Origin of the sequence: Mitsuaria sp. BK037, from assembly GCF_014193045.1 — a bacterium.
Taxonomy (GTDB): domain Bacteria; phylum Pseudomonadota; class Gammaproteobacteria; order Burkholderiales; family Burkholderiaceae_C; genus Roseateles.
In genome coordinates this window covers 49,958-69,077 of record NZ_JACHYS010000001.1, presented here as the reverse complement: position 1 = coordinate 69,077, position 19,120 = coordinate 49,958, and the positions used below count along the sequence as shown (strand labels likewise).

Annotated in this window: 13 protein-coding genes; 7 read left to right on the top strand and 6 right to left on the bottom strand. The window is 70.2% G+C overall.

All coding sequences use genetic code 11. The annotated features are described in order from the left end of the window. Window positions 1-2 precede the first annotated feature (2 nt). The 5 genes from FHT37_RS00275 to FHT37_RS00255 form a co-directional block, all read right to left on the bottom strand. Window positions 3-1,172, bottom strand: coding sequence for an ABC transporter permease (locus tag FHT37_RS00275; RefSeq protein ID WP_091722299.1), 1,170 nt, complete (start codon window positions 1,170-1,172; stop codon window positions 3-5). 34 nt (window positions 1,173-1,206) lie between these two features. Beyond that, a complete protein-coding gene (locus FHT37_RS00270; RefSeq protein ID WP_091722294.1) occupies window positions 1,207-1,902 on the bottom strand; it encodes an ABC transporter ATP-binding protein in 696 nt (231 codons plus the stop codon). 35 nt (window positions 1,903-1,937) lie between these two features. Then, complete coding sequence (locus FHT37_RS00265) at window positions 1,938-3,158, bottom strand: efflux RND transporter periplasmic adaptor subunit (protein ID WP_221210934.1); 1,221 nt, start codon at window positions 3,156-3,158, stop codon at window positions 1,938-1,940. A gap of 317 nt (window positions 3,159-3,475) precedes the next feature. Next, entirely contained in the window at window positions 3,476-4,123 is a 648-nt protein-coding gene (locus tag FHT37_RS00260) for a response regulator transcription factor (RefSeq protein WP_091722286.1), read from the bottom strand. Then, a complete protein-coding gene (locus FHT37_RS00255; protein ID WP_183478466.1) occupies window positions 4,120-5,280 on the bottom strand; it encodes a histidine kinase in 1,161 nt (386 codons plus the stop codon). The genes FHT37_RS00260 and FHT37_RS00255 overlap by 4 nt, the downstream gene beginning before the upstream one ends. 271 nt (window positions 5,281-5,551) lie before the next feature. On the opposite strand from FHT37_RS00255, the gene FHT37_RS00250 reads away from it, so the two are divergent. The 7 genes from FHT37_RS00250 (at window position 5,552) to FHT37_RS00220 (ending at window position 15,754) form a co-directional block, all read left to right on the top strand. Further along, window positions 5,552-6,010, top strand: coding sequence for a hypothetical protein (locus FHT37_RS00250; protein ID WP_091722278.1), 459 nt, complete (start codon window positions 5,552-5,554; stop codon window positions 6,008-6,010). A 123-nt stretch (window positions 6,011-6,133) separates the two neighbouring features. Continuing rightward, on the top strand, window positions 6,134-6,496 hold the full coding sequence (locus FHT37_RS00245; protein WP_067068294.1) for a response regulator: 363 nt from the start codon (window positions 6,134-6,136) through the stop codon (window positions 6,494-6,496). 19 nt (window positions 6,497-6,515) lie between these two features. Then, window positions 6,516-8,663, top strand: coding sequence for a chemotaxis protein CheA (locus FHT37_RS00240; protein WP_091722273.1), 2,148 nt, complete (start codon window positions 6,516-6,518; stop codon window positions 8,661-8,663). Between the two features lie 72 nt (window positions 8,664-8,735). Next, window positions 8,736-10,673 carry a methyl-accepting chemotaxis protein gene (locus tag FHT37_RS00235; protein WP_183478465.1) on the top strand — a complete coding sequence of 646 codons (1,938 nt, stop codon included), beginning with the start codon at window positions 8,736-8,738 and terminating at the stop codon, window positions 10,671-10,673. 54 nt (window positions 10,674-10,727) lie between these two features. Continuing rightward, window positions 10,728-11,237, top strand: coding sequence for a chemotaxis protein CheW (locus FHT37_RS00230; RefSeq protein ID WP_091722265.1), 510 nt, complete (start codon window positions 10,728-10,730; stop codon window positions 11,235-11,237). Window positions 11,238-11,397: 160 nt separating this feature from the next. Then, window positions 11,398-13,527: a methyl-accepting chemotaxis protein gene (locus FHT37_RS25590; protein ID WP_221210933.1), complete on the top strand. Its 2,130-nt coding sequence runs from the start codon at window positions 11,398-11,400 to the stop codon at window positions 13,525-13,527. A 154-nt stretch (window positions 13,528-13,681) separates the two neighbouring features. Next, on the top strand, window positions 13,682-15,754 hold the full coding sequence (locus FHT37_RS00220; RefSeq protein WP_183478464.1) for a M3 family metallopeptidase: 2,073 nt from the start codon (window positions 13,682-13,684) through the stop codon (window positions 15,752-15,754). On the opposite strand, the gene FHT37_RS00215 is transcribed toward FHT37_RS00220, so the two are convergent. Continuing rightward, the gene (locus FHT37_RS00215; protein ID WP_183478463.1) at window positions 15,739-18,969 is read right to left on the bottom strand and encodes an EAL domain-containing protein; all 3,231 of its coding nucleotides are present in this window, start codon (window positions 18,967-18,969) and stop codon (window positions 15,739-15,741) included. The two genes, FHT37_RS00220 and FHT37_RS00215, sit on opposite strands and share 16 nt — an antisense overlap. Between the last annotated feature and the right edge of the window lie 151 nt (window positions 18,970-19,120).

The window sequence follows — 19,120 nt, the reverse complement described above, 5'->3', positions numbered from 1 at the left end:
GTTCAGGCCCTCCCCGCCAGCGCGTCGGTGATGTTCAGCCGCATCGCGTTGAGCGCCGGCAGCGCGCCGACGATCACCCCGAACAGCACCATGAAGCCCACACCCATGGCCCAGCTGTTCAAGCCGGCCGCCGGCAGGTTCAGGGACCCGCCGCTGCCCGCGCTGATGATCGGACCCAGCACGCTGGCCAGGCCCAGTCCGATCACGCCGCCGATGACCAGCAGCAGGATGGACTCCGCCAGCACCATCGCCAGCACGCTGTGCCCCGAGAAGCCGATCGTCTTGAGCACCGCGATCTCGCTGGTGCGCTCGCGCACCGCCTGCATCATCGTGTTGCCCGACAGCAGCAGCAGCGTGAAGAACACCGCGCCCATGATGGAGCTGACGATCAGCCCGATGTCCGCCACCTGCTTCATCCACGAGGCCATCGCCGCCTGCTCGGTCTGCGTGCGGGTCTCATGGTCCGAGTTGGCCGAGATCGCATCGATCGCCTTGGCCACGCGGTCCGCCTGGTTGGCGTCGTTCACCCGCGTCACGTACCAGCCGACGGCGCCCTGGTTGTAGGGCGTCGTGTCGTCGAAGTACTTCCAGTTCAGCAGGAACATCTGGTCGTACCAGCCGCCGGACTTCTTGTCCGCCGCGTGGATCAGGCCGACGATCTCGAACTGCCAGTTCTTGCTGCCGCTGCGGTCCGGGAAGATCGTCGACTGCAGCGGGATCTTGTCCCCGACCTTCCAGTTGAAGCGCCTGGCCAGGCCCTCGCCGACCAGCGCGCCGATGCGGGTCGAGGCGAAGGCCTGCTTCGCCTGGTCGGTGACGACCATCTCCGGATAGGCGTCCAGGTAGTTCGGCGCCACCGCGAAACTGAAGACCTGGTTGTGCGGGTCCTGGTAGGCGCCGCCGAACCAGTTCGCGTAGGTCACCATCTTGACGCCGTCCACCGCCTGGATGCGCTGGGTCAGCGCCATCGGCAGCGTCTGGATGAAGGACAGCCGCGAGCCGGTCTGCAGCCGCGATGCGCCATTGGCCGACTGGCCGGCCTGGTCGAACGAGGTGCGGACCGCGTCCAGCAGCCCGAACAGCAGGAACGCGGTGATGATGGACACCAGCGTCAGCACCGTCCGCAGCTTGCGCCGGAACAGCGCCGCCCAGATGAGATGAAGGTATTTCATGACGACCCCTTGTCGTTGCCGTGCCGCCGCGGCCTCAGGCCACCGCGTGGGCGACCTGCTCGACCAGCGTGCCCTTGTCCAGGTGCAGCGTCTGGCGCGCGCGCTCGGCGGCCTTCGGGTCGTGGGTGACCATCACGATGGTCTTGCCGTGGTCGCGGTTGAGCGCCTGCAGCAGCGCCAGCACGTCCTCGGCGGACTGGCGGTCCAGGTCACCGGTCGGTTCGTCGCAGACCAGCAGCGTCGGGTCGGACACGATCGCCCGGGCGATCGACACGCGCTGCTGCTGGCCGCCCGAGAGCTCGGTCGGCTTGTGGCTGGCGCGGTCCGACAGGCCCACCAGCGCCAGCGCGATCGCGGCGCGCTTCTTGCGCTCCGCGGCCGACAGCTTGGTCAGCAGCAGCGGCAGCTCGACGTTGCGCTGCGCCGAGAGCGTCGGCATCAGGTTGTAGAACTGGAACACGAAGCCGACCTTGGCCGCGCGCCACTTGGACAGCTTCGCGGCACTGAGCTGGTCGATGCGTTCGCCCCCGATGGCGATGCTGCCGCCGCTGGGCTGGTCCAGCCCGCCGATCAGGTTCAGCAGCGTCGTCTTGCCGGAGCCCGACGGGCCCATCAAGGCCAGGAACTCGCCCTGGGCGACGTCCAGGTCGATGTGGTGCAGCACCTCCACCTTCTGCTTGCCGCGGGTGTAGACCTTGGACAGGTCACGGATCTCGATCAGGTTGCTCACGGTGACTCCTCGCTTCAACGGTTCATGCACTTCGTTCACTTGGCGGCGGTCAGCTTGATCGCGCCACCATCCCGCAACTGCTCCGGCGGATTCAGCACCAGGGGCTCGCCGGCCTTCAGGCCCTCGAGCACCACCGCCTGGTCGCCCACCGGCGTTCCCTGCTTGACCTTGCGCGCCGCGGCCTTCTGGCCGACGACGACGAACACCACGTCCGCGCCGTCGCGCGTGACGACCGCGGACCGCGGCACCAGCACGCCCGGCGGCGGCGCGGCCTGCGCCTGCGCCTTGCCGGCGAGGAAGGACACCCGCACGCCCATGTCGGGCACGACGCGCTGGTCCTTCTGCTCCAGCGCCACCCGCACCTTGACGGTCGCCTTGCCGCGGTCGGCCGACGGCACCACCGCGATCACATGCGCGGGGATGCGCCAGTCGGGATAGGCGTCCAGCACCGCCTCGGCCGGCATGTCGGACTTGACCTGGCCGATGTAGGCCTCGTTGACGTCGACGTCCACCTCCAGCGAGTCCATGTCGACGATGGTGCCGACCCCGGTGCGGGTGAAGCCGCCGCCGGCGGACAGCGGCGAGACGATCTCGCCGACCTGCGCCGCCTTGGCGGTGATGACGCCGGAGAACGGCGCCTTGACCACCGTGTAGTCGAAGTTGACCTGCGCCTGCGCCGCCTGCGCCGCGGCGGCGTCGGCCTCGCGGCGCCGCGCCTCCAGCTGCGCCGCGGTCGCGGTCACCGCCGTGCGGGCCTGCTCGGCCAGTTGCCGGGTCGTCATGCCGCTCAGGGCCAGCTCGTCCTGGCGCCGGAGGTCGGACTGCGCCTGCGCCAGTTGCGCCCTCGTCGCCTCGATGTTGGCCTGGGCGCTCTTGACGTTGGCCCGCGCCATGTCCAGCGCCGCCCGCAGCGCATGGTCCTCGAGCCGGGCCAGCACCTGGCCCTTTTGGACCTTGTCCCCCTCCTCGAACAGCACCTCGGTCAAGGTGCCGGTGATCTGCGTCGAGACCGTGGCCGCGCGCCGCGCGGTCACATAGCCGGTAGCCTGGAGCACCGCGTTGCCGCCCGCGCCGCCGCGCGCCTGCGCGTTCGCGGTCTGCACCTCCGGCACCTGGGACTGCGTCCACCACCACCAGCCGCCCGCGCCCAGCAGCGCCAGCACGATCAGCACCACCCCCAGGATCCAGACCCACCGCGGCGGCCCGCCGCCATGGTCCTCGCGCTCATCGCCCTGGATGCGCAGCTCTTTCAACAATGCGGTATCGATGACGGCCCCCTGTGTTCAATCCGGGGCGCATTCTCCGAGGCGCCCCCGCCTCGTCAAGACTCGCTTGCGATGAATGGCGGCTGGCAGGCGCGAATGTCCCCTGAAGACGACGAACGGGAGGGGGCGGTTTCGACCGGGGCGCGCTTGTTTGGACTTCGGGTCGCCAAGCGCGGGCTCTCCACGGGGCATGGGGGATCCCTCCTGGACCCCCAAGCCCCATTCCGGCCCCACTCTCACTCGCTGCCTGCCCACCCTTTGGGCTCGCTGACTTCCCCCTTTGGAACGGCGAGCAGTGCGGGGGCTGCTCAGCTTTCGACCAGTCCGTTGCGGATGGCGTAGACGGTCAACTCGGAATTGTTGGACAGCGCCAGCTTCTCCAGGACACGGGCGCGATACACGCTGACGGTCTTGGGGCTGAGCATCAGCTCCTCGGCGATGTCGGACAGGCGCTTGCCGGAGGCAATCATCACCAGCGTCTGCAGCTCGCGGTCCGACAGCTTCTGGTGGGCCTGCTCCGGCGCCGGCGCCGTCAGGCTCTCGACCAGCATCTGCGCGATTTCCGGCGTGACGTACTTGCGGCCCTGCGCCACCGTGCGCACCGCCTGCACCAGCAGCTGCGGGTCGCCGCCCTTGTTCACGTAGCCGAAGGCCCCGGCGCGCAGCGCGCGGATCGCGTACTGGTCCTCGGGATACATCGACACGATCAGCACCCGCGTCGTCGTGCCCTCGTCCTTGAGCACATGCAGGACGTCCAGGCCGCTGCGGCCCGGCATGTTGATGTCCAGCACCAGCACGTCGCACTGCTTGTCGACCGGCAGGCTGCGCATCAGGCTGCGCAGCTCGCCGTAGTCCCCGGCCTCGCCGACGACCTCGATGTCGGGCGCGTCGGAGAGCGTGTCGCGGATGCCGCGGCGGATCAGCGCGTGGTCGTCGCAGAGGATGACTTTGATCATAGAGCGCCCCACGAGGAGGGGTCATGGCCGGCTCCGACGGAGAGCGGCTCGCCGTCCTCGTCGAACTCGAAGTCGCCGATGACGCCGCGCAGCGGCACCGACAGGATCAGCGCCGTGCCATGCAGACCGCTGCTCAGGTCGACCCAGCCGCCCACCGTCGCGGCGCGCTCGCGCAGGCCGCGGATGCCGAAGCTGCGGGCCTTGCTCAGATCGCCCGGCGCGATGCCGTGGCCGTTGTCCTTGATCTCCAGCGTCAGCACGCCGCCCTCCATGCTCAACTCCACCTCGACCCGGGTCGCGCCGGCATGCTTGGACACGTTGGTCAAGGCCTCCTGCGCGCAGCGGTAAGCCACCAGCGGCACGCCGGCCGGTAGCTGGAACTGGTCACCCACGTGCCGCACCGAGGTCGCGATGCCGGTGCGGCGCTCGAAGCGCGCCGCCAGCCACTGCACCGCTGCCAGCAATCCTTGTTCCAGGATCGCGGGACGCAGGTTGTGCATGATGCGCTGGCTCGATTCAATGGCGCTGGTGACCGTCTCCAGCGCCGACTGCACCCGCTGCTGCACGTCCTCGTCCTTGCTGTGGCGCGCGATCCACGCCAGGTCGAACTTGAGCGCCGTCAGCGAGCCCCCGACGTCGTCGTGGATTTCGCGCGCGATCGCCGCTCGCTCCATCTCGACGCTGGTCTGCAGGTGCCCCGCCAGTTCGTGCAGCTGCTGCTTGGACTTGAGCAGTTCGCGGTCGGCCTCCTGGCGGGCGAGCTGGGCCTCGCAGGACTCGATCGCATGCAGCAGCGCCGGCGCCAGCCGCGCCAGGTTGTTCTTGAGCAGGTAGTCCGAGGCGCCGGTGCGCATCGCCGCGACGGCCGTGTCCTCGCCAATCTCGCCGGACACCAGCACGAACGGGAGCACCAGTTGCCGCTGCTTGATCATGTCCAGCACGACGAGCCCCGAAAACCCCGGCAGGTTGTAGTCGGAAATCACCGCATCCCAGGTCCGGTCGAGGGCGGCCTCGATATCGGGCAGCGTGTCCAGCCGCGTGATTTCGAAACGCAATCCGGCCCGTTGCAGCTGGGCCAGGATCAGTTGGTGATCCAGGTCGGAATCCTCGATATGCAGCAGGCGCAGACAGCGCTCGGCCAGGGGGAGAGTCGGCATGGGCGCGAGTATGCCAAGTTTGTCGCGCATCCCTCATCTGCGCAGGAGACCCCTGGGTTTTATTGATCTGGAAACCGTAGAGTCTTGGGTTTACCCTTATCGAGATTTGTCAGCGTCCAGTCGATCCAAGCTAATGGGACTACTTTGCACGGTTAGTCCCGTCGACAGATGCGTGGCAAAAGCCGAAGATTCTTGCCAGCCGACAAGTCCGGGCGCATGTTTGAGTTGGGCAGACATGACGACGCACCAGGACGCCCTATGTGGAGCCAAGATGCATATCGATGAGACGTCGGTCGAGCCGGAAGGCAGCGGACTGATGCCGCTGCTGGCCGCTGCCGAGCTGCAGGACCACTTGATGACGGTCAACAACGACCTGGAGCGCCTGCAGCGTCTGCTGGACGATGCCTGCGAAGCCCTGTCGACGCATTTCTTCGGCGCGTCGGGCCTAGTCGACCAGATGCGCGAGCGCCTGCCCGACGCCCGTGACCAGGACGCGCTGCAGCAGTTGATGCTGCATCTGGCCGGTGCGATCACGGCGCTGCAGTTCCAGGACATGTCCACGCAGCTGATCGCGCACACGAGCCAGCGGCTGCGCAATTGCTCGGACCAGTTGGCCCGCGACACCTTCGGGGAGGACGAGGACGGCCTGGCCGTCGTCGAGACCGCCCCGCTGCGTCCCAATCCCGTCACCCAGGACGAGATGGACGCGGGATCGATCGAGTTGTTCTGACGATGTTCCGTCGTTCCGTCCGTTAGGTCACGAAAACACCGGCCGCTGTCGGCAGATCGCCGTCAAGGCCCTCAAGAATCTTCAGGTCCACCCGAAAACCGCTTGTCATCCGGAGAACCAAAAATGCCCTCGATCCTCGCCGTAGACGATTCGGCCTCCATGCGCCAGATGGTCTCGTTCACCCTCAAGAATGCGGGTTTCAACGTCGTGGAGGCGGTGGACGGGCAGGACGCCTGGGAGAAGTCGTCGCAACGCGATTTCGACCTGGTGCTGACCGACCAGAACATGCCCCGGATGGACGGGATCAGCCTCACCAAGAAGCTGCGCGACAACCCCAAGTTCAAGACCACGCCGATCCTGATCCTGACCACCGAGTCCAGCGACCAGATGAAGCAGGCCGGCCGCGCCGCCGGCGCCACGGGCTGGCTGGTCAAGCCTTTCGACCCGGCCAAGCTGATCGAGGTGATCGGCAAGGTGATCCGCTGAAGGCGAGCTGGAGAGATTCATGGGAGATATGACCTCCGAAGGCGCAAATCTCGGCGCAGGCATCGACCTGAGCCAGTTCTACCAGGTCTTCTTCGAAGAGGCCGGCGAGAACCTCGACAACATGGAGCAGCTGCTGCTCAACCTGGACATCGAGAACCCGGACGATGAGCAGATGAATGCCATCTTCCGCTGCGCCCACTCGATCAAGGGTGGCGCGGCGACGTTCGGCTTCAACGACGTGGCCGAGCTGACGCATCAGATGGAGACGCTGCTGGACAAGCTGCGTCGTCATGAACTGGCCCCGACCTCGCCGATGGTGGACGTGCTGCTGCAGTCGGGCGACGCGCTCAAGGCGCAGCTGGCCCGTCACCAGGGCTCGGGCGCCGACGCGGTGGACACCTCGGCCCTGCTCAGCAGCATCCGCACGCTGGTGGAAGGCGGCACGCTGGACGGCACCCGCGCCCCCGCGGCCGCGCCGGCCCCGGTCGCCGCGCCCGCCCCGGCGCCCGCGGCCGCGGCCCCCGCGCCGCTGAAGTCCACCGTGCGCCAGCTCGAGCTGCTGGTCGGCCCGCTGAGCAACACGGCGCAGGCGGACAACCTGGTCGAGCTGTTCAAGGAAATCACCGACCTGGGCACGATCGAGCCGCTGGACGGCGGCATCCCGGCCGACGGCATGCGCCGGTTCAAGGTCCTGACCAGCAGCACCGACAACGACCTGCTGGACCTGTTCACCTTCCACGTCTCGCGCGAGCAGGTCAAGCTGATGCCGCTGACCGAGGGCTTCGGCTTCCATGAAGGCGCGCCCGGCGCGCCGCTGGAGACCAAGAAGGACGAGGACCCCGGCTACGGCTTCTTCGACGACGCCCCGGGCGTGCCCGAGGCCACCGCCGCCGAGGCGAAGGCGGCCGAGGCCGCCAAGGCCAGCGTGCCGGTCCCGGCCGCCAAGCCGGCGGCCCCGGCCCGCACCGACGTCGCCCCGCGCGCCGGCGGCGGCGCCAGCCCGGACCAGTCCACGCTGCGCGTGTCGGTCGAGAAGGTCGACCAGCTGATCAACCTGGTGGGCGAGCTCGTCATCACCCAGGCCATGCTGGCGCAGAACAGCCGCAACCTGGATCCGGGCCTGTACCAGCAGCTGGCTTCCGGCCTGGCCGACCTGGAGCGCAACACGCGCGACCTCCAGGAATCGGTCATGTCGATCCGCATGATCCCGATGTCGGTGGTGTTCAACCGCTTCCCGCGCATGCTGCGCGACCTGGCGGCCAAGCTGGGCAAGAAGGTCGAGCTGGTCACGCAGGGCGAAGCCACCGAACTGGACAAGGGCCTGGTCGAGAAGATCACCGACCCGCTGACCCACCTGGTGCGCAACAGCTGCGACCACGGCATCGAATCGCCGGCCGATCGCCTGGCCAAGGGCAAGCCCGAGCAGGGCACGATCACGCTGGTCGCCTCCCACCAGGGCGGCTCCATCGTCATCGAGGTCCGCGACGACGGCCGCGGCCTGAACCGCGAGAAGCTGATCCGCAAGGCCCGCGAGAAAGGCATCGACGCGCCCGACTCGATGACCGACCAGGAAGTCTGGGGCCTGATCTTCGCGCCGGGCTTCTCGACCGCGGACCAGGTCACCGATGTCTCCGGCCGCGGCGTCGGCATGGACGTGGTGAAGAAGAACATCACCTCGCTGGGCGGCACGGTGGAGATCGACTCCGCCGAGGGCTACGGCATGAAGGTCTCGGTGCGGCTGCCGCTGACGCTGGCCATCATGGACGGCATGAGCGTGGGCGTCGGCGAAGAGGTCTACATCCTGCCGCTGTCGTCGGTGGTCGAGTCCTTCCAGGTGCAGGCCGACACGATCAAGACCGTCGGCGGCTCCGGCCGCGTGGTCGAGGTCCGCGACGAGTACATGCCGGTGGTCGAGCTCGAGCAGGTCTTCAACGTGCCGCGCTTCGACTTCGAGCATGTCAGCTCGATCATGGTCGTGGTCGAGGCCGAGGGCGGCCGCGTCGCGCTGCTGGTGGACGAGTTGCTCGGCCAGCAGCAGGTCGTGGTCAAGAACCTGGAGGCGAACTACCGCAAGGTCACCGACGTCTCCGGCGCCACCATCATGGGCGACGGCCGCGTCGCGCTGATCCTGGACGTGGGCAGCCTGGTGCGCCGCTCGCGCCATTGAACGTCATTGAGCGCCATTGAAGTCACGTGGGCATCGGCCGGGCGGCCGGTGCGCAACGCATAAGAGGTAGACATGAATTTCAGCGCGTTGATGCGTCAATTCAGCATCCGGACCCGCATGATCGGCGCGATCGGCATCGTGCTGGCGCTGCTGATGGTGGTCGGCAGTGTGGGCCTGTTCGGCATGCAGTCGATGCGGGGCCAGACCCAGGAGTTCCTGGAGAAATCCGCGACCCGCGGCCAGCGCGTGGGCGCCCTTCACGGCGCGATGGGAGAGATCCGTCGCTACGAGAAGGACATGATCATCAACTACGAGAAGCCCGAGGCCGTGAAGCAGGCCCACGCGGCCTGGGACAAGTCGCGCAAGGCCGCGGCCGAGCACCTCGAGGCCGTCGCCGCGCTCAGCCCGGAAGACGACAAGGCCGTGCTGATGCAGATCAAGGCCTCGCTGGAGACCTACGCGCAGAAGGCGGCCAACGTGGTGTCGCAGCTGGAGGCCGGCGCCTATGACCACGCCGCCGTGGCGGACCGGCTGCTCGGTCCCGCCAAGGAGCAGGTCGCGCAGGCCGAGAAGCAGCTCGACGAAGTCGAGAAGCGCATGCAGGCCCAGGCCGAGGACATGCGCGCCGGCATCGAGAAGACGCAGGGCGGCGTGCTCTGGACCTTCGGCCTGGTGCTGGTGTTCGCCGCGATCGTCGTGGTGCCGCTGACGCTGCTGAACATGCAGACCATCTGCGCGCCGCTGGCCGAGGCCGAGGCGCTCGCCGAAGCCATCGCCGGGGGCGACCTGTCCCGCGAGATGAAGCCGGTCGAGGGCGTGGACGAGGCCTCCAAGCTGATGCGCTCGCTGCACCACATGCAGGAAGCGCTGCAGGCGATGGTCGGCCAGCTGCGCACCGCGGCCGATTCGATCCGCACCGCCTCGGTGGAGATCGCCACCGGCAACCAGGACCTGTCCAGCCGCACCGAGCAGACCGCGTCCAACCTGCAGGAGGCCGCCTCCTCGCTGGTGCAGCTGACCGGCACGGTCAAGCAGACCGCCGATTCGGCGCGCACCGCCAACCAGCTGGCCTCCTCCGCCTCGGGCGCGGCGGCCAAGGGCGGCGAGGTGGTGAGCCAGGTGGTCTCGACGATGGACGAGATCAACGCCAGCTCCAAGCGCATCAGCGACATCATCGGCACGATCGACGGCATCGCCTTCCAGACCAACATCCTGGCGCTGAACGCGGCGGTGGAAGCCGCCCGCGCCGGCGAGCAGGGCCGCGGCTTCGCGGTGGTGGCCGGCGAGGTCCGCTCGCTGGCCCAGCGCAGCGCCGAGGCCGCGCGCGAGATCAAGACCCTGATCGGCGCCAGCGTCGAGCGGGTGGAGACCGGCTCGCGCCTGGTGCAGGAAGCGGGCTCGACGATGAGCGACATCGTCTCCAGCGTGCAGCGGGTGACGGACATCATCGGCGAGATCACCGCCGCCTCCAGCGAGCAGAGCGACGGCATCAGCCAGGTCAACCAGGGCGTGAGCAACCTGGACCAGATGACGCAGCAGAACGCCGCGCTGGTGGAGCAGTCCGCCGCCGCCGCCGAGAGCCTGAAGGACCAGGCCGAGCGCCTGGGCGCCGTGGTCGACCGCTTCCGCGTGTCGGGCAGCGCCGGCGCACTGTCGGCGACCGCGTTCACCGCGAAGTCGTCGTCGTCTTCTTCGTCCTCGCCGTCTTCTTCGTCTTCGTTGTCGTCGGGCGTCACATCCGCGTCGACGACCTTCAGCGCCAGGCCGGCCGCGTCGTTCAGCGCCGCCACGGCGCCAGCCGCCAAGCCGGTGGCTGCCGCGAAGCCGCTGGCGTCGCCGGCCCATGGCGTCGCAAAGACGGCCGCAAAGACAGCCTCCAAACCGGCCCGGGCCGCGCTCAAGCCCGCTGCTCCCAAGCCCGCGGCCCCGAAGGCCGCGCCCGCCCCGTTCACTCCGCCGCCGGCTGTGCCGGCCACCACCGCCGCCGACGGCGACTGGGAAACCTTCTAATCCGCCGCACGAGGTCAACACATGGAAATCGTTCAACAAACCGGCACGCAAGTGATGCAAGCGAACTCCGGCGCACTGGTCCCGCAAGGCGCCAGCGCCGCGCCCGCCAGCGGCGAGTACCTGACCTTCCGCCTGGGTCAGGAGGAGTACGGCATCGACATCCTGAAGGTGCAGGAGATCCGCTCCTACGAGCAGCCGACCCGCATCGCCAACGCGCCCGACTTCATCAAGGGCGTGGTGAACCTGCGCGGCGTGATCGTCCCGATCGTGGACCTGCGCCTGAAGCTGGGCTGCGCCACGGCCGAATACAACAGCTTCACCGTCGTGATCGTGCTGAACGTCAAGAACCGCGTCGTGGGCGCGGTGGTGGATTCGGTGTCCGACGTGCTGGAGCTGAACCGCGACGTGATCCGTCCGGCGCCCGAGCTGAGCTCCAGCGCCGTCAACACCAGCTTCATCATGGGCATCGGCGCGGTCGCCGAGCGCATGCTGATCCTGATCGACATCGAGGGCCTGATGTCCAGCGCGGACATGGGCCTGATGGATGCGATGACCACGGCCTGATCGCGCGCAACGCCCGGCACCGTCCGGGCGTTTCTCCTGCCGGGCGCGCGCCCTGCCCTGAGGGGTGCCGGAGCAGGAAAAAAGACCGAGAGAGCGAATCGTGGAGGCACGCGCCAGAGAGCGGCACACGCCCGGCGCCGACGAGACACGGAGCCCGTTCATGTTCGACTCGATCAAGACCCGACTGATCTCGCTGGGCGTGGGCATCGTCGCCCTGACGCTGCTGGCGATCACCGTCGCCAATTACGTGACGGTGCGCGGCCACACCCACCGGCAGGTCTCCCAGGCCCTGGATGAACTGGCCGCGGCGCGCGGCGACGCGATCCGGCAATGGGTGCGGGCGCAGCGCGACATCGTGGCCTCGCTGCAGCCAGCGGTCGGCGCCGCCGACCCGGTGCCGCTGCTGCAGCAGGCGGCCAGGTCCGGCCGGCTCGAGGCCGCCTACGTCGGCTTCGCGGACAAGAAGATCGTCTTCAACACGCCGCAGAACCTGCCCGCCGACTACGACCCCACCGGCCGCCCCTGGTACACCGGCGCCGCTTCCGCGTCGGGAACGATCCTGACCGCGCCCTACATGGACGCGTCCAAGGGCCGCCTGGTGGTGACCTTCGCAGCGGCGGACAAGAGCGGCGGCGGCACCAAGGCCGTGGTCGCCACCGATGTCTTCCTGGACGACGTCGTCGCCACGGTCCAGGCGATCAAGCCGACGCCCGGCGGTTTCGCCTTCCTGATGTCCAAGGACGGGAAGATCGTCGCGCACCCGGACGCCCAACTGGCGCTGAAGGCGGCCACGGCGATCTCCGAGCAGCTGACGCCGCAGGCGCTGGCGACCGCGCTGGACCCGCAGGCCGGCTGGGCCGAGGCGCGGGTCGGCGGGGAAGACTTCCTGATCAGCGGCACCCCGATCGCGGACACCGACTGGCAGCTGTTCGTCGCGGCGAAGAAGGACGAGGCGCTGGCCTCGCTGGGCGCGCTGCTGCGCACCGCGGTGATCACGGCGCTGGTCATGATGGCGATCGCCGCGCTGGCGATGACCGGCACGATCAGCGCGATGCTGCGCGGCGTGGACCGCGTGCGCGCCGCGCTGGACGACATCAGCGCCGGCGACGGCGACCTGACCCAGCGCCTGCCCGCGGGCGGCCGGGACGAGGTCGGCCGCATCGCGTCGTCCTTCAACCTGTTCGCCGAGAAGATCCAGCGCATCCTGCTGGACGTGCGCTCGGCCAGCAACTCGATCACCACCGCGTCCAGCGAGATCGCGATCGGCTCGCAGGACCTGTCGCAGCGCACCGAGGAGACCGCGTCCAACCTGCAGCAGGCGGCCTCGTCGATGGAGGAGCTGACCGCGACGGTGCGCCAGACCGCCGACGCGGCGCAGACGGCCAACCAGCTGGCCTCGAGCGCGTCGAGCGCGGCGGCGCGCGGTGGCGAGGTGGTGGGCCAGGTGGTCTCGACGATGGACGAGATCAACGCCAGCTCCAAGAAGATCAACGACATCATCGGCGTCATCGACGGCATCGCCTTCCAGACCAACATCCTGGCGCTGAACGCGGCGGTGGAGGCGGCGCGCGCCGGCGAGCAGGGACGCGGTTTCGCGGTCGTGGCGAGCGAGGTGCGCTCGCTGGCGCAGCGCAGCGCCGAGGCCGCCAAGGAGATCAAGGCGCTGATCGGCGCCAGCGTCACCAGCGTCGAGGCCGGGTCGCGGCTGGTGCAGGCGGCGGGCGAGTCGATGAACGACATCGTGCACAGCGTGCAGCGGGTGACGGACATCATCGGCGAGATCACCGCCGCGTCGACCGAGCAGAGCGCCGGCATCGCGCAGGTCAATGACGCGGTGGTGCAGCTGGACCGGATGACGCAGCAGAACGCGGCGCTGGTGGAGGAATCGGCGGCGGCGGCCGAGAGCCTGAAGGACCAGGCGCATCGGCTGACGGAGATCGTGTCGGTGTTCCGGCTCGGGCAAGACGCGATGGAGGGGGTGAAGCGGGCGGCGCCGGCTCAGGCCGCGGCTCGCGCGCCGGCGGCGAGGCCGGCCTCGTTGGCGGCGTTGGCGGCGTCGGCGGCGTCAACGGCATCGCCCCGCTCGGCATCGACCGCGCCCGGCGCGGTGACGAAGACGGCCTCGACCCAGCCCGCGCCGATGAAGGCGGTCCGGCCCGGGGCGAATGGCGCCGCGCATGGCACCGTCAAGCCGCCGACGCCGAAGCCAGCCGCCGCCGCTCCGTCGGTCGCGGCGCCCCCGCCGCGTCCCGTGCCAGCCGCCGACGACGGCGACTGGGAAACCTTCTGACTGCGGAGGCCGCTGGGACAATCCGCGCCTCGTGAACGGGAGAACCGCGGGCTTGATAGCCTGGGGCCCATCCCCACGATAGAGAGCTCCCGCGCATCCGCGCGCGAAAGGCTGAGACACTGTCCCGGCATTTCGTCAGACTCACGAGGCCTGCATGACCGACTCCTCCGCCCCTTCGGCCGCCGCGCCGACCGCCGCCAACCCGCTGCTGTCCACCGCGCCGCTGCCTGATTTCGCCGCGATCGACCCGTCCCACATCCAGCCGGCCATCACCGAGCTGCTCGCCCAGGCCCAGCAGGCGCTCGAGCAGGTCACGGCGCCCGGCGCGCCGGCCGACTACGAACGCCTCTCCCGCACCCTGAACGTCGCCACCGAGCGCCTGGGCACCGCCTGGGGTGCCGTCGGCCACCTGAACGCGGTCGCCAACACGCCGGCGCTGCGCGAGGCCTACAACGCGATGCTGCCCGCAGTGACCGAGTTCCACACCGCGCTGGGCGCCAACGAGGCGCTGTACGCGCTCTACAAGGCGATCGCCGCGCAGCCGGGCCTCACGCCCGAACGCGCCCAGCTGCTCAAGCACGCGATGCGCGACTTCGTGCTCTCCGGCGCCGAGCTGCAGGGCGAGGCCAAGGCGCGTTTCGCCAAGATCCAGGAGCGCAGCGCCGAACTGGGCCAGGCCTTCTCCGAGCACGTCATGGACGCCACCGACGGCTGGAGCTACCTCGCCACCGCCGCCGAGCTCAAGGGCGTGCCGGCGGACGTCGTCGCCAACGCGCGCGCTGCCGCCGAGAAGGACGGCTACGCCGATCCCGACGCGCACAAGCTGACGCTGCACTTTCCGGTCTACATGCCGGTGATGCAGTACGCCGAGGACCGCGCGCTGCGCGAGCGCCTGTACCGCGCCTACGTGACGCGCGCGAGCGAGCTCGGCGACAAGCCCGACTGGGACAACGGCCCGCTGATGCAGGAACTGCTGATGCTGCGCCAGGAGGAGGCGAAGCTGCTGGGCTTCGCCAACTTCGCCGAGGCCTCGCTGGTGCCCAAGATGGCGAGCTCGCCGGCGCAGGTGATGAGCTTCCTGCGCGACCTGGCGACCCGTGCCCGCCCCTATGCGCAGCGCGACCTGGACGAGCTGCGCGACTTCGCCAAGGCCGCGCTGCGCCTGGACGATCCGCAGGCCTGGGACCTGCCCTATGTCTCCGAGAAGCTGAAGGAGGCGCGCTACGCCTTCTCCGACCAGGAAGTGCGGCAATACCTGACCCTGCCGCGCGTGCTGGACGGGCTGTTCCGCATCGTCGACCGGCTCTTCGGCGTGCAGCTGGTGCCGGCCAAGGCCTCGGTCTGGCATGAGTCGGTGCAGTTCTGCGAGCTGCGCCGCGACGGCCAGTTGATCGGCCAGGTCTACCTGGACCTGTACGCGCGCAGCGGCAAGCGCCCCGGCGCCTGGATGGACGAGGTGCGCAGCCGCTGGGCGCGGCCGGACCTGGCCGGCAGCGGCGCCGAGCAGATCCCGGTGGCGCACCTGGTCTGCAACTTCCCGCAGGGCGCGGACGGCAAGCCGGCGCTGCTCACCCACGACGACGTGACGACGCTGTTCCACGAATGCGGCCACGGGCTGCACCACCTGCTCACGCGCGTGGCGGAACTGGGCGTGTCGGGCATCTCCGGCGTCGAGTGGGACGCGGTCGAGCTGCCCAGCCAGTTCATGGAGAACTTCTGCTGGGAGTGGGAGGTCATCCAGCAGCTGTCGGCCCATGTGGACACCGGCGAGCCGCTGCCGCGGGCGCTGTTCGACAAGATGCTGGCGGCCAAGAACTTCCAGGCCGGCCTGCAGACGCTGCGCCAGATCGAGTTCGCGCTCTTCGACATGCGGCTGCATGCCGAGCCCGGCGCCGAGACCCGGGTGCAGGAAGTGCTGGACGAGGTGCGGGCCGAGGTGACGGTGCTGCCGCCGCCGGCGTTCAACCGCTTCCAGCACAGCTTCTCGCACATCTTCGCGGGCGGCTACGCGGCGGGTTACTACAGCTACAAGTGGGCCGAGGTGCTATCCGCCGATTGCTGGAGCGCGTTCGAGGAGGAAGGCGTGTTCAACCCGGCGACCGGCCGGCGCTACCTGGACGAGATCCTGTCGATGGGCAGCGTCCGCGACGCGATGGACAACTTCAAGGCCTTCCGCGGCCGTGAGCCGCAGATCGACGCGCTGCTGCGGCATCAGGGCATGGCCTGAGACCGGGTCGGCGGCGGCGGCGCCGCCGGCTTCTTCCACGGCACGGTCTGGATCAGGCGCCGGGCGTCCTCCGCCGGCAGCGCCTGGGCGAACAGCCAGCCCTGTGCCATCTCCACGCCGAGCGTTTCCAGTAGCGCGGCCTGCGCCTGCGTCTCGACGCCTTCGGCCAAGGTCCGCCAGCCGCGCGCGCGGGCCAGGCCCACGATCGTGCGCACGACCTCCAGCGCCTCGCCGCCCTCGCCCAGCCGCGTGACGAAGCTCCGGTCGATCTTCAGCGTGTCGACCGGGAAGCGGTGCAGATGGGCCAGGGAGGACTGCGCGCTCCCCACGTCGTCGATCGAAAGCCCGAAGCCCAGGCGCGCCAGCGCCTGCAGCAGCTCGGCATGGCGCTGCGGCCAGGCCATCGCGGCGCGCTCGGCGACCTCCAGGCGCAGTTGCGAAGGCGGCACCTCGCCGAGCGCCTTGAGCGCCTCGCGCGCATCGGCCAGCAGCACGTCGCCCTGCGCCAGTTGCGCGGCCGACAGGTTGATCGCGACCTCGCCCTTGAAGCCGATCTCGCGCCAGCGCCTCAGCTGCAGCGCGGCTTCGATCAGCGTCCAGCGGCCGATGGCCATGAGGTGGCCGCCCTCCTCCGCCGCCGGGATGAGGTCGTCAGGCAGCACCGGGCCGCGGCTGGGATGCCGCCAGCGGATCAGCGCCTCGAAGCCGAGCAGCGCGCGGTCCGACAGCCTGACGATCGGCAGGTAGTCCAGCTGGAATTCCCCCGCCTGCAGGCCGCGCTCGAGGTCCTCGCGCAGCGCGCGCCGGGACGCCTCGATGCGCGGCTGCGTCGGGTCGAACAGGCGCGCGTGGCCCGTGCCGGCGGCCTTGGCGCGAGCCAGCGCGCTTTCGGCGGCGGCAAGCAGGTCGTCCGGGCTGAAGTTGCCCTGCCCCGTGAAGGCCCACCCCGCGCTGGCGGTCAGGCGGTGCGCGCCGGTTCTCGAGCCCGCGCTCGCTTCCTCGATCGTCTCGAACAGGAACGGCTCCTCGATGCGCGCCAGCGCCCATTCGGGCACGCGGTCGACCAGCGCGCCGGCCTCGATGCGGGCGTCGAAGAGCACGCCGAACTGGTCCGCGCCGAGCCGCGCGACCACGCGGCCCGCGCGCGCCGCCCGGCCCGTGCCGCCGGCCAGGCGCCGGGCGCATTCGACCAGCACCGCGTCAGCGGCGACCGGCCCCTGGCGCTCGGCGAACGCGCGGAAATCGTCCAGGCCCAGCAGCACCAGACCGATCGGCACGCCGGGGGTCGGATTCGCCAGGCGCTGGGCGATCAGCTCCATGAACAGCGCTCGGTTCGGCAAGCCAGTCAGGCGGTCGCGCAGCGCATCCTGCTCAGCCTGCTCGTGCAGACGCTCCTGCTCGCTGAGGTCCGTGAGGGCGCCGGCCATGCGCACCGGCTTGCCGTCGCGCCGCACCGCGACGCCCCGCGCCAGCAGTGCGCGCCGCTGGCCGCCCTGCTCGAAGCGCAGGACATGGTGGAACTGCAGGCTGCGGCCCTGCAGGTGTGCGTCGAGATCGGCGCGGAACGGGCCGGCGGCCGCGTCGTCCAACGGACGCGTGAAGCGCGCGATGCCGTCCGGCCTTTCGTTGGACCGAGCTCCGGCAACAGCATCAGTACCTGCACCGGTAGCAGCGCCAGCAGCGGCGCTTGCACGGGCGCTCGCACGGGCACTGGCACCGACAGCTGCGTCACTGCCGCCGCCCGCACCGCTCGCCGCGTCGCCCATCAGCGCCAGCCATCGCGCCGACACCTCCAGCCGGTCCGTCGCGATGTCCCAGTCCCAGAGGCCGTCGTTGGCGCCCTGCGCGGCGAGCACATGGCGTTCCTCGCTGAGTTTCAGGCGACGCCACGCCGCCCGCCGTCGCGACCAGGCGGCGAGCCCGCGCAGGCCGAGCACGCCCACGCTCGCCGCGGCGACCGCCAGCAGCGGATGGCCGAGCGCAAGCACGAGGAAGCGGTCCTCGAAGGCCCACTGCGCCGCGGCCAGGCCTGCGCCCACCAGCAGCGCGACGCCAAGCAGTCCGAGCCACAACCGGCCGCGTGCCAGCAGCGCCGCGCACAGCAGCGGCAGCGCCAGCAGCGCGGCCAGCTCCGCGAGCGGAGCCCAGGACGGTCGCGTCAGCGTGCGGCCGGTCAGGAGGTTGTCGACGACGGTCGCGAGCCGCTCCGCGTCGGGCAGGCCGGCGTCGAACGGCGTGGGGAAAGCGGCGCCGGCCCCGCGCGCCGACACGCCCAGGATCACGATGCGGTGGCGCAGCGCCTCGTCGGGCACCTTGCCGTCGAGCAGGTCGGCCAGCGACACCGACGGAAAGGTGCCGGCCGGGCCGTAGGGATTCACGCCCTGGCGCGACAGCAGGTCCAGCGGCACGCGCAGCGTGCCCCAGCGCAGGTCGCGACTCCAGCGCAGCGTGGCCTCGGACCAGGGCTGACGCATCGCGTCGCCGGCAATGCGCAGCGCCAGCGACGGATAGGCCGCGCCGTCCAGCGGCAGGGCCGGCAACTCGTGACGCACCGCGCCGTCGGCCTCGCGCACCAGCTGCGCATGGCCCAGCGACTTCGCCGCCGACAGCAGCGGCTCCGGCGGCGAGTCCGCGCGCGCCGGACGCAGCGCGCTGCGGGGCTCGCCCTCGACGTTGAGGAAGGCCTGGGCGCGCAGCGCGGGCGGTACGGCCGCGGCTGGCTCGAGTGCCGGCGCTTCGGCTGGGGGCAAGGGGGCGGTGGGCGAGACGGAGGCCGCGGAGATCGAGGCGGGCGGCAGCGCGAACGGCAGCAGCACCGGCGCGCCACCGCGCATGGCGGCCGCCAGCGCGGCGTCGCCGTCGGGCCGCGCGTCCTGCATCGGCAGGTCGATCGCGATGAGGCGAGGCTGAGCGGCCTGCACCCGCGCGATCGCCTCGGCGAGCAGCGGTCGCGCCGGCGCCATGCTGCCGAAGCGCGCGGCGCTGGCGTCATCGAACTGCACGAGCGTGATCGGGTAGCTCGTGCCGGGCGCGAGCCGACCGCGCCACTGGGTTTGCGCGTCCTGCACGAGGCCGTCGAGCCGCGCGATCGGTCCGGCCTGCGGGCGCGCGAACCACAGCAGCGCGACGACCGCCGTCACCGCCAACGCCAGCACCGCTTGGGCCCAGGCCCAGCGCGAAGGCCATCGCAGCGCGCCGCGTTGCGGGGCCCGCATGCCTCGCGGTCCGTTCGATCCAGCCCTCATCTCGCGTGTCATCGTCCCTCGCTTCATGGCGCGCCCGTGGGCGGCTTCATTGCCCCGCCCTCATCATCGCCGCGCCGCATCCTAGGCGAAGGCCCCCGGCTTCCCAACACCGTGTGCGCGG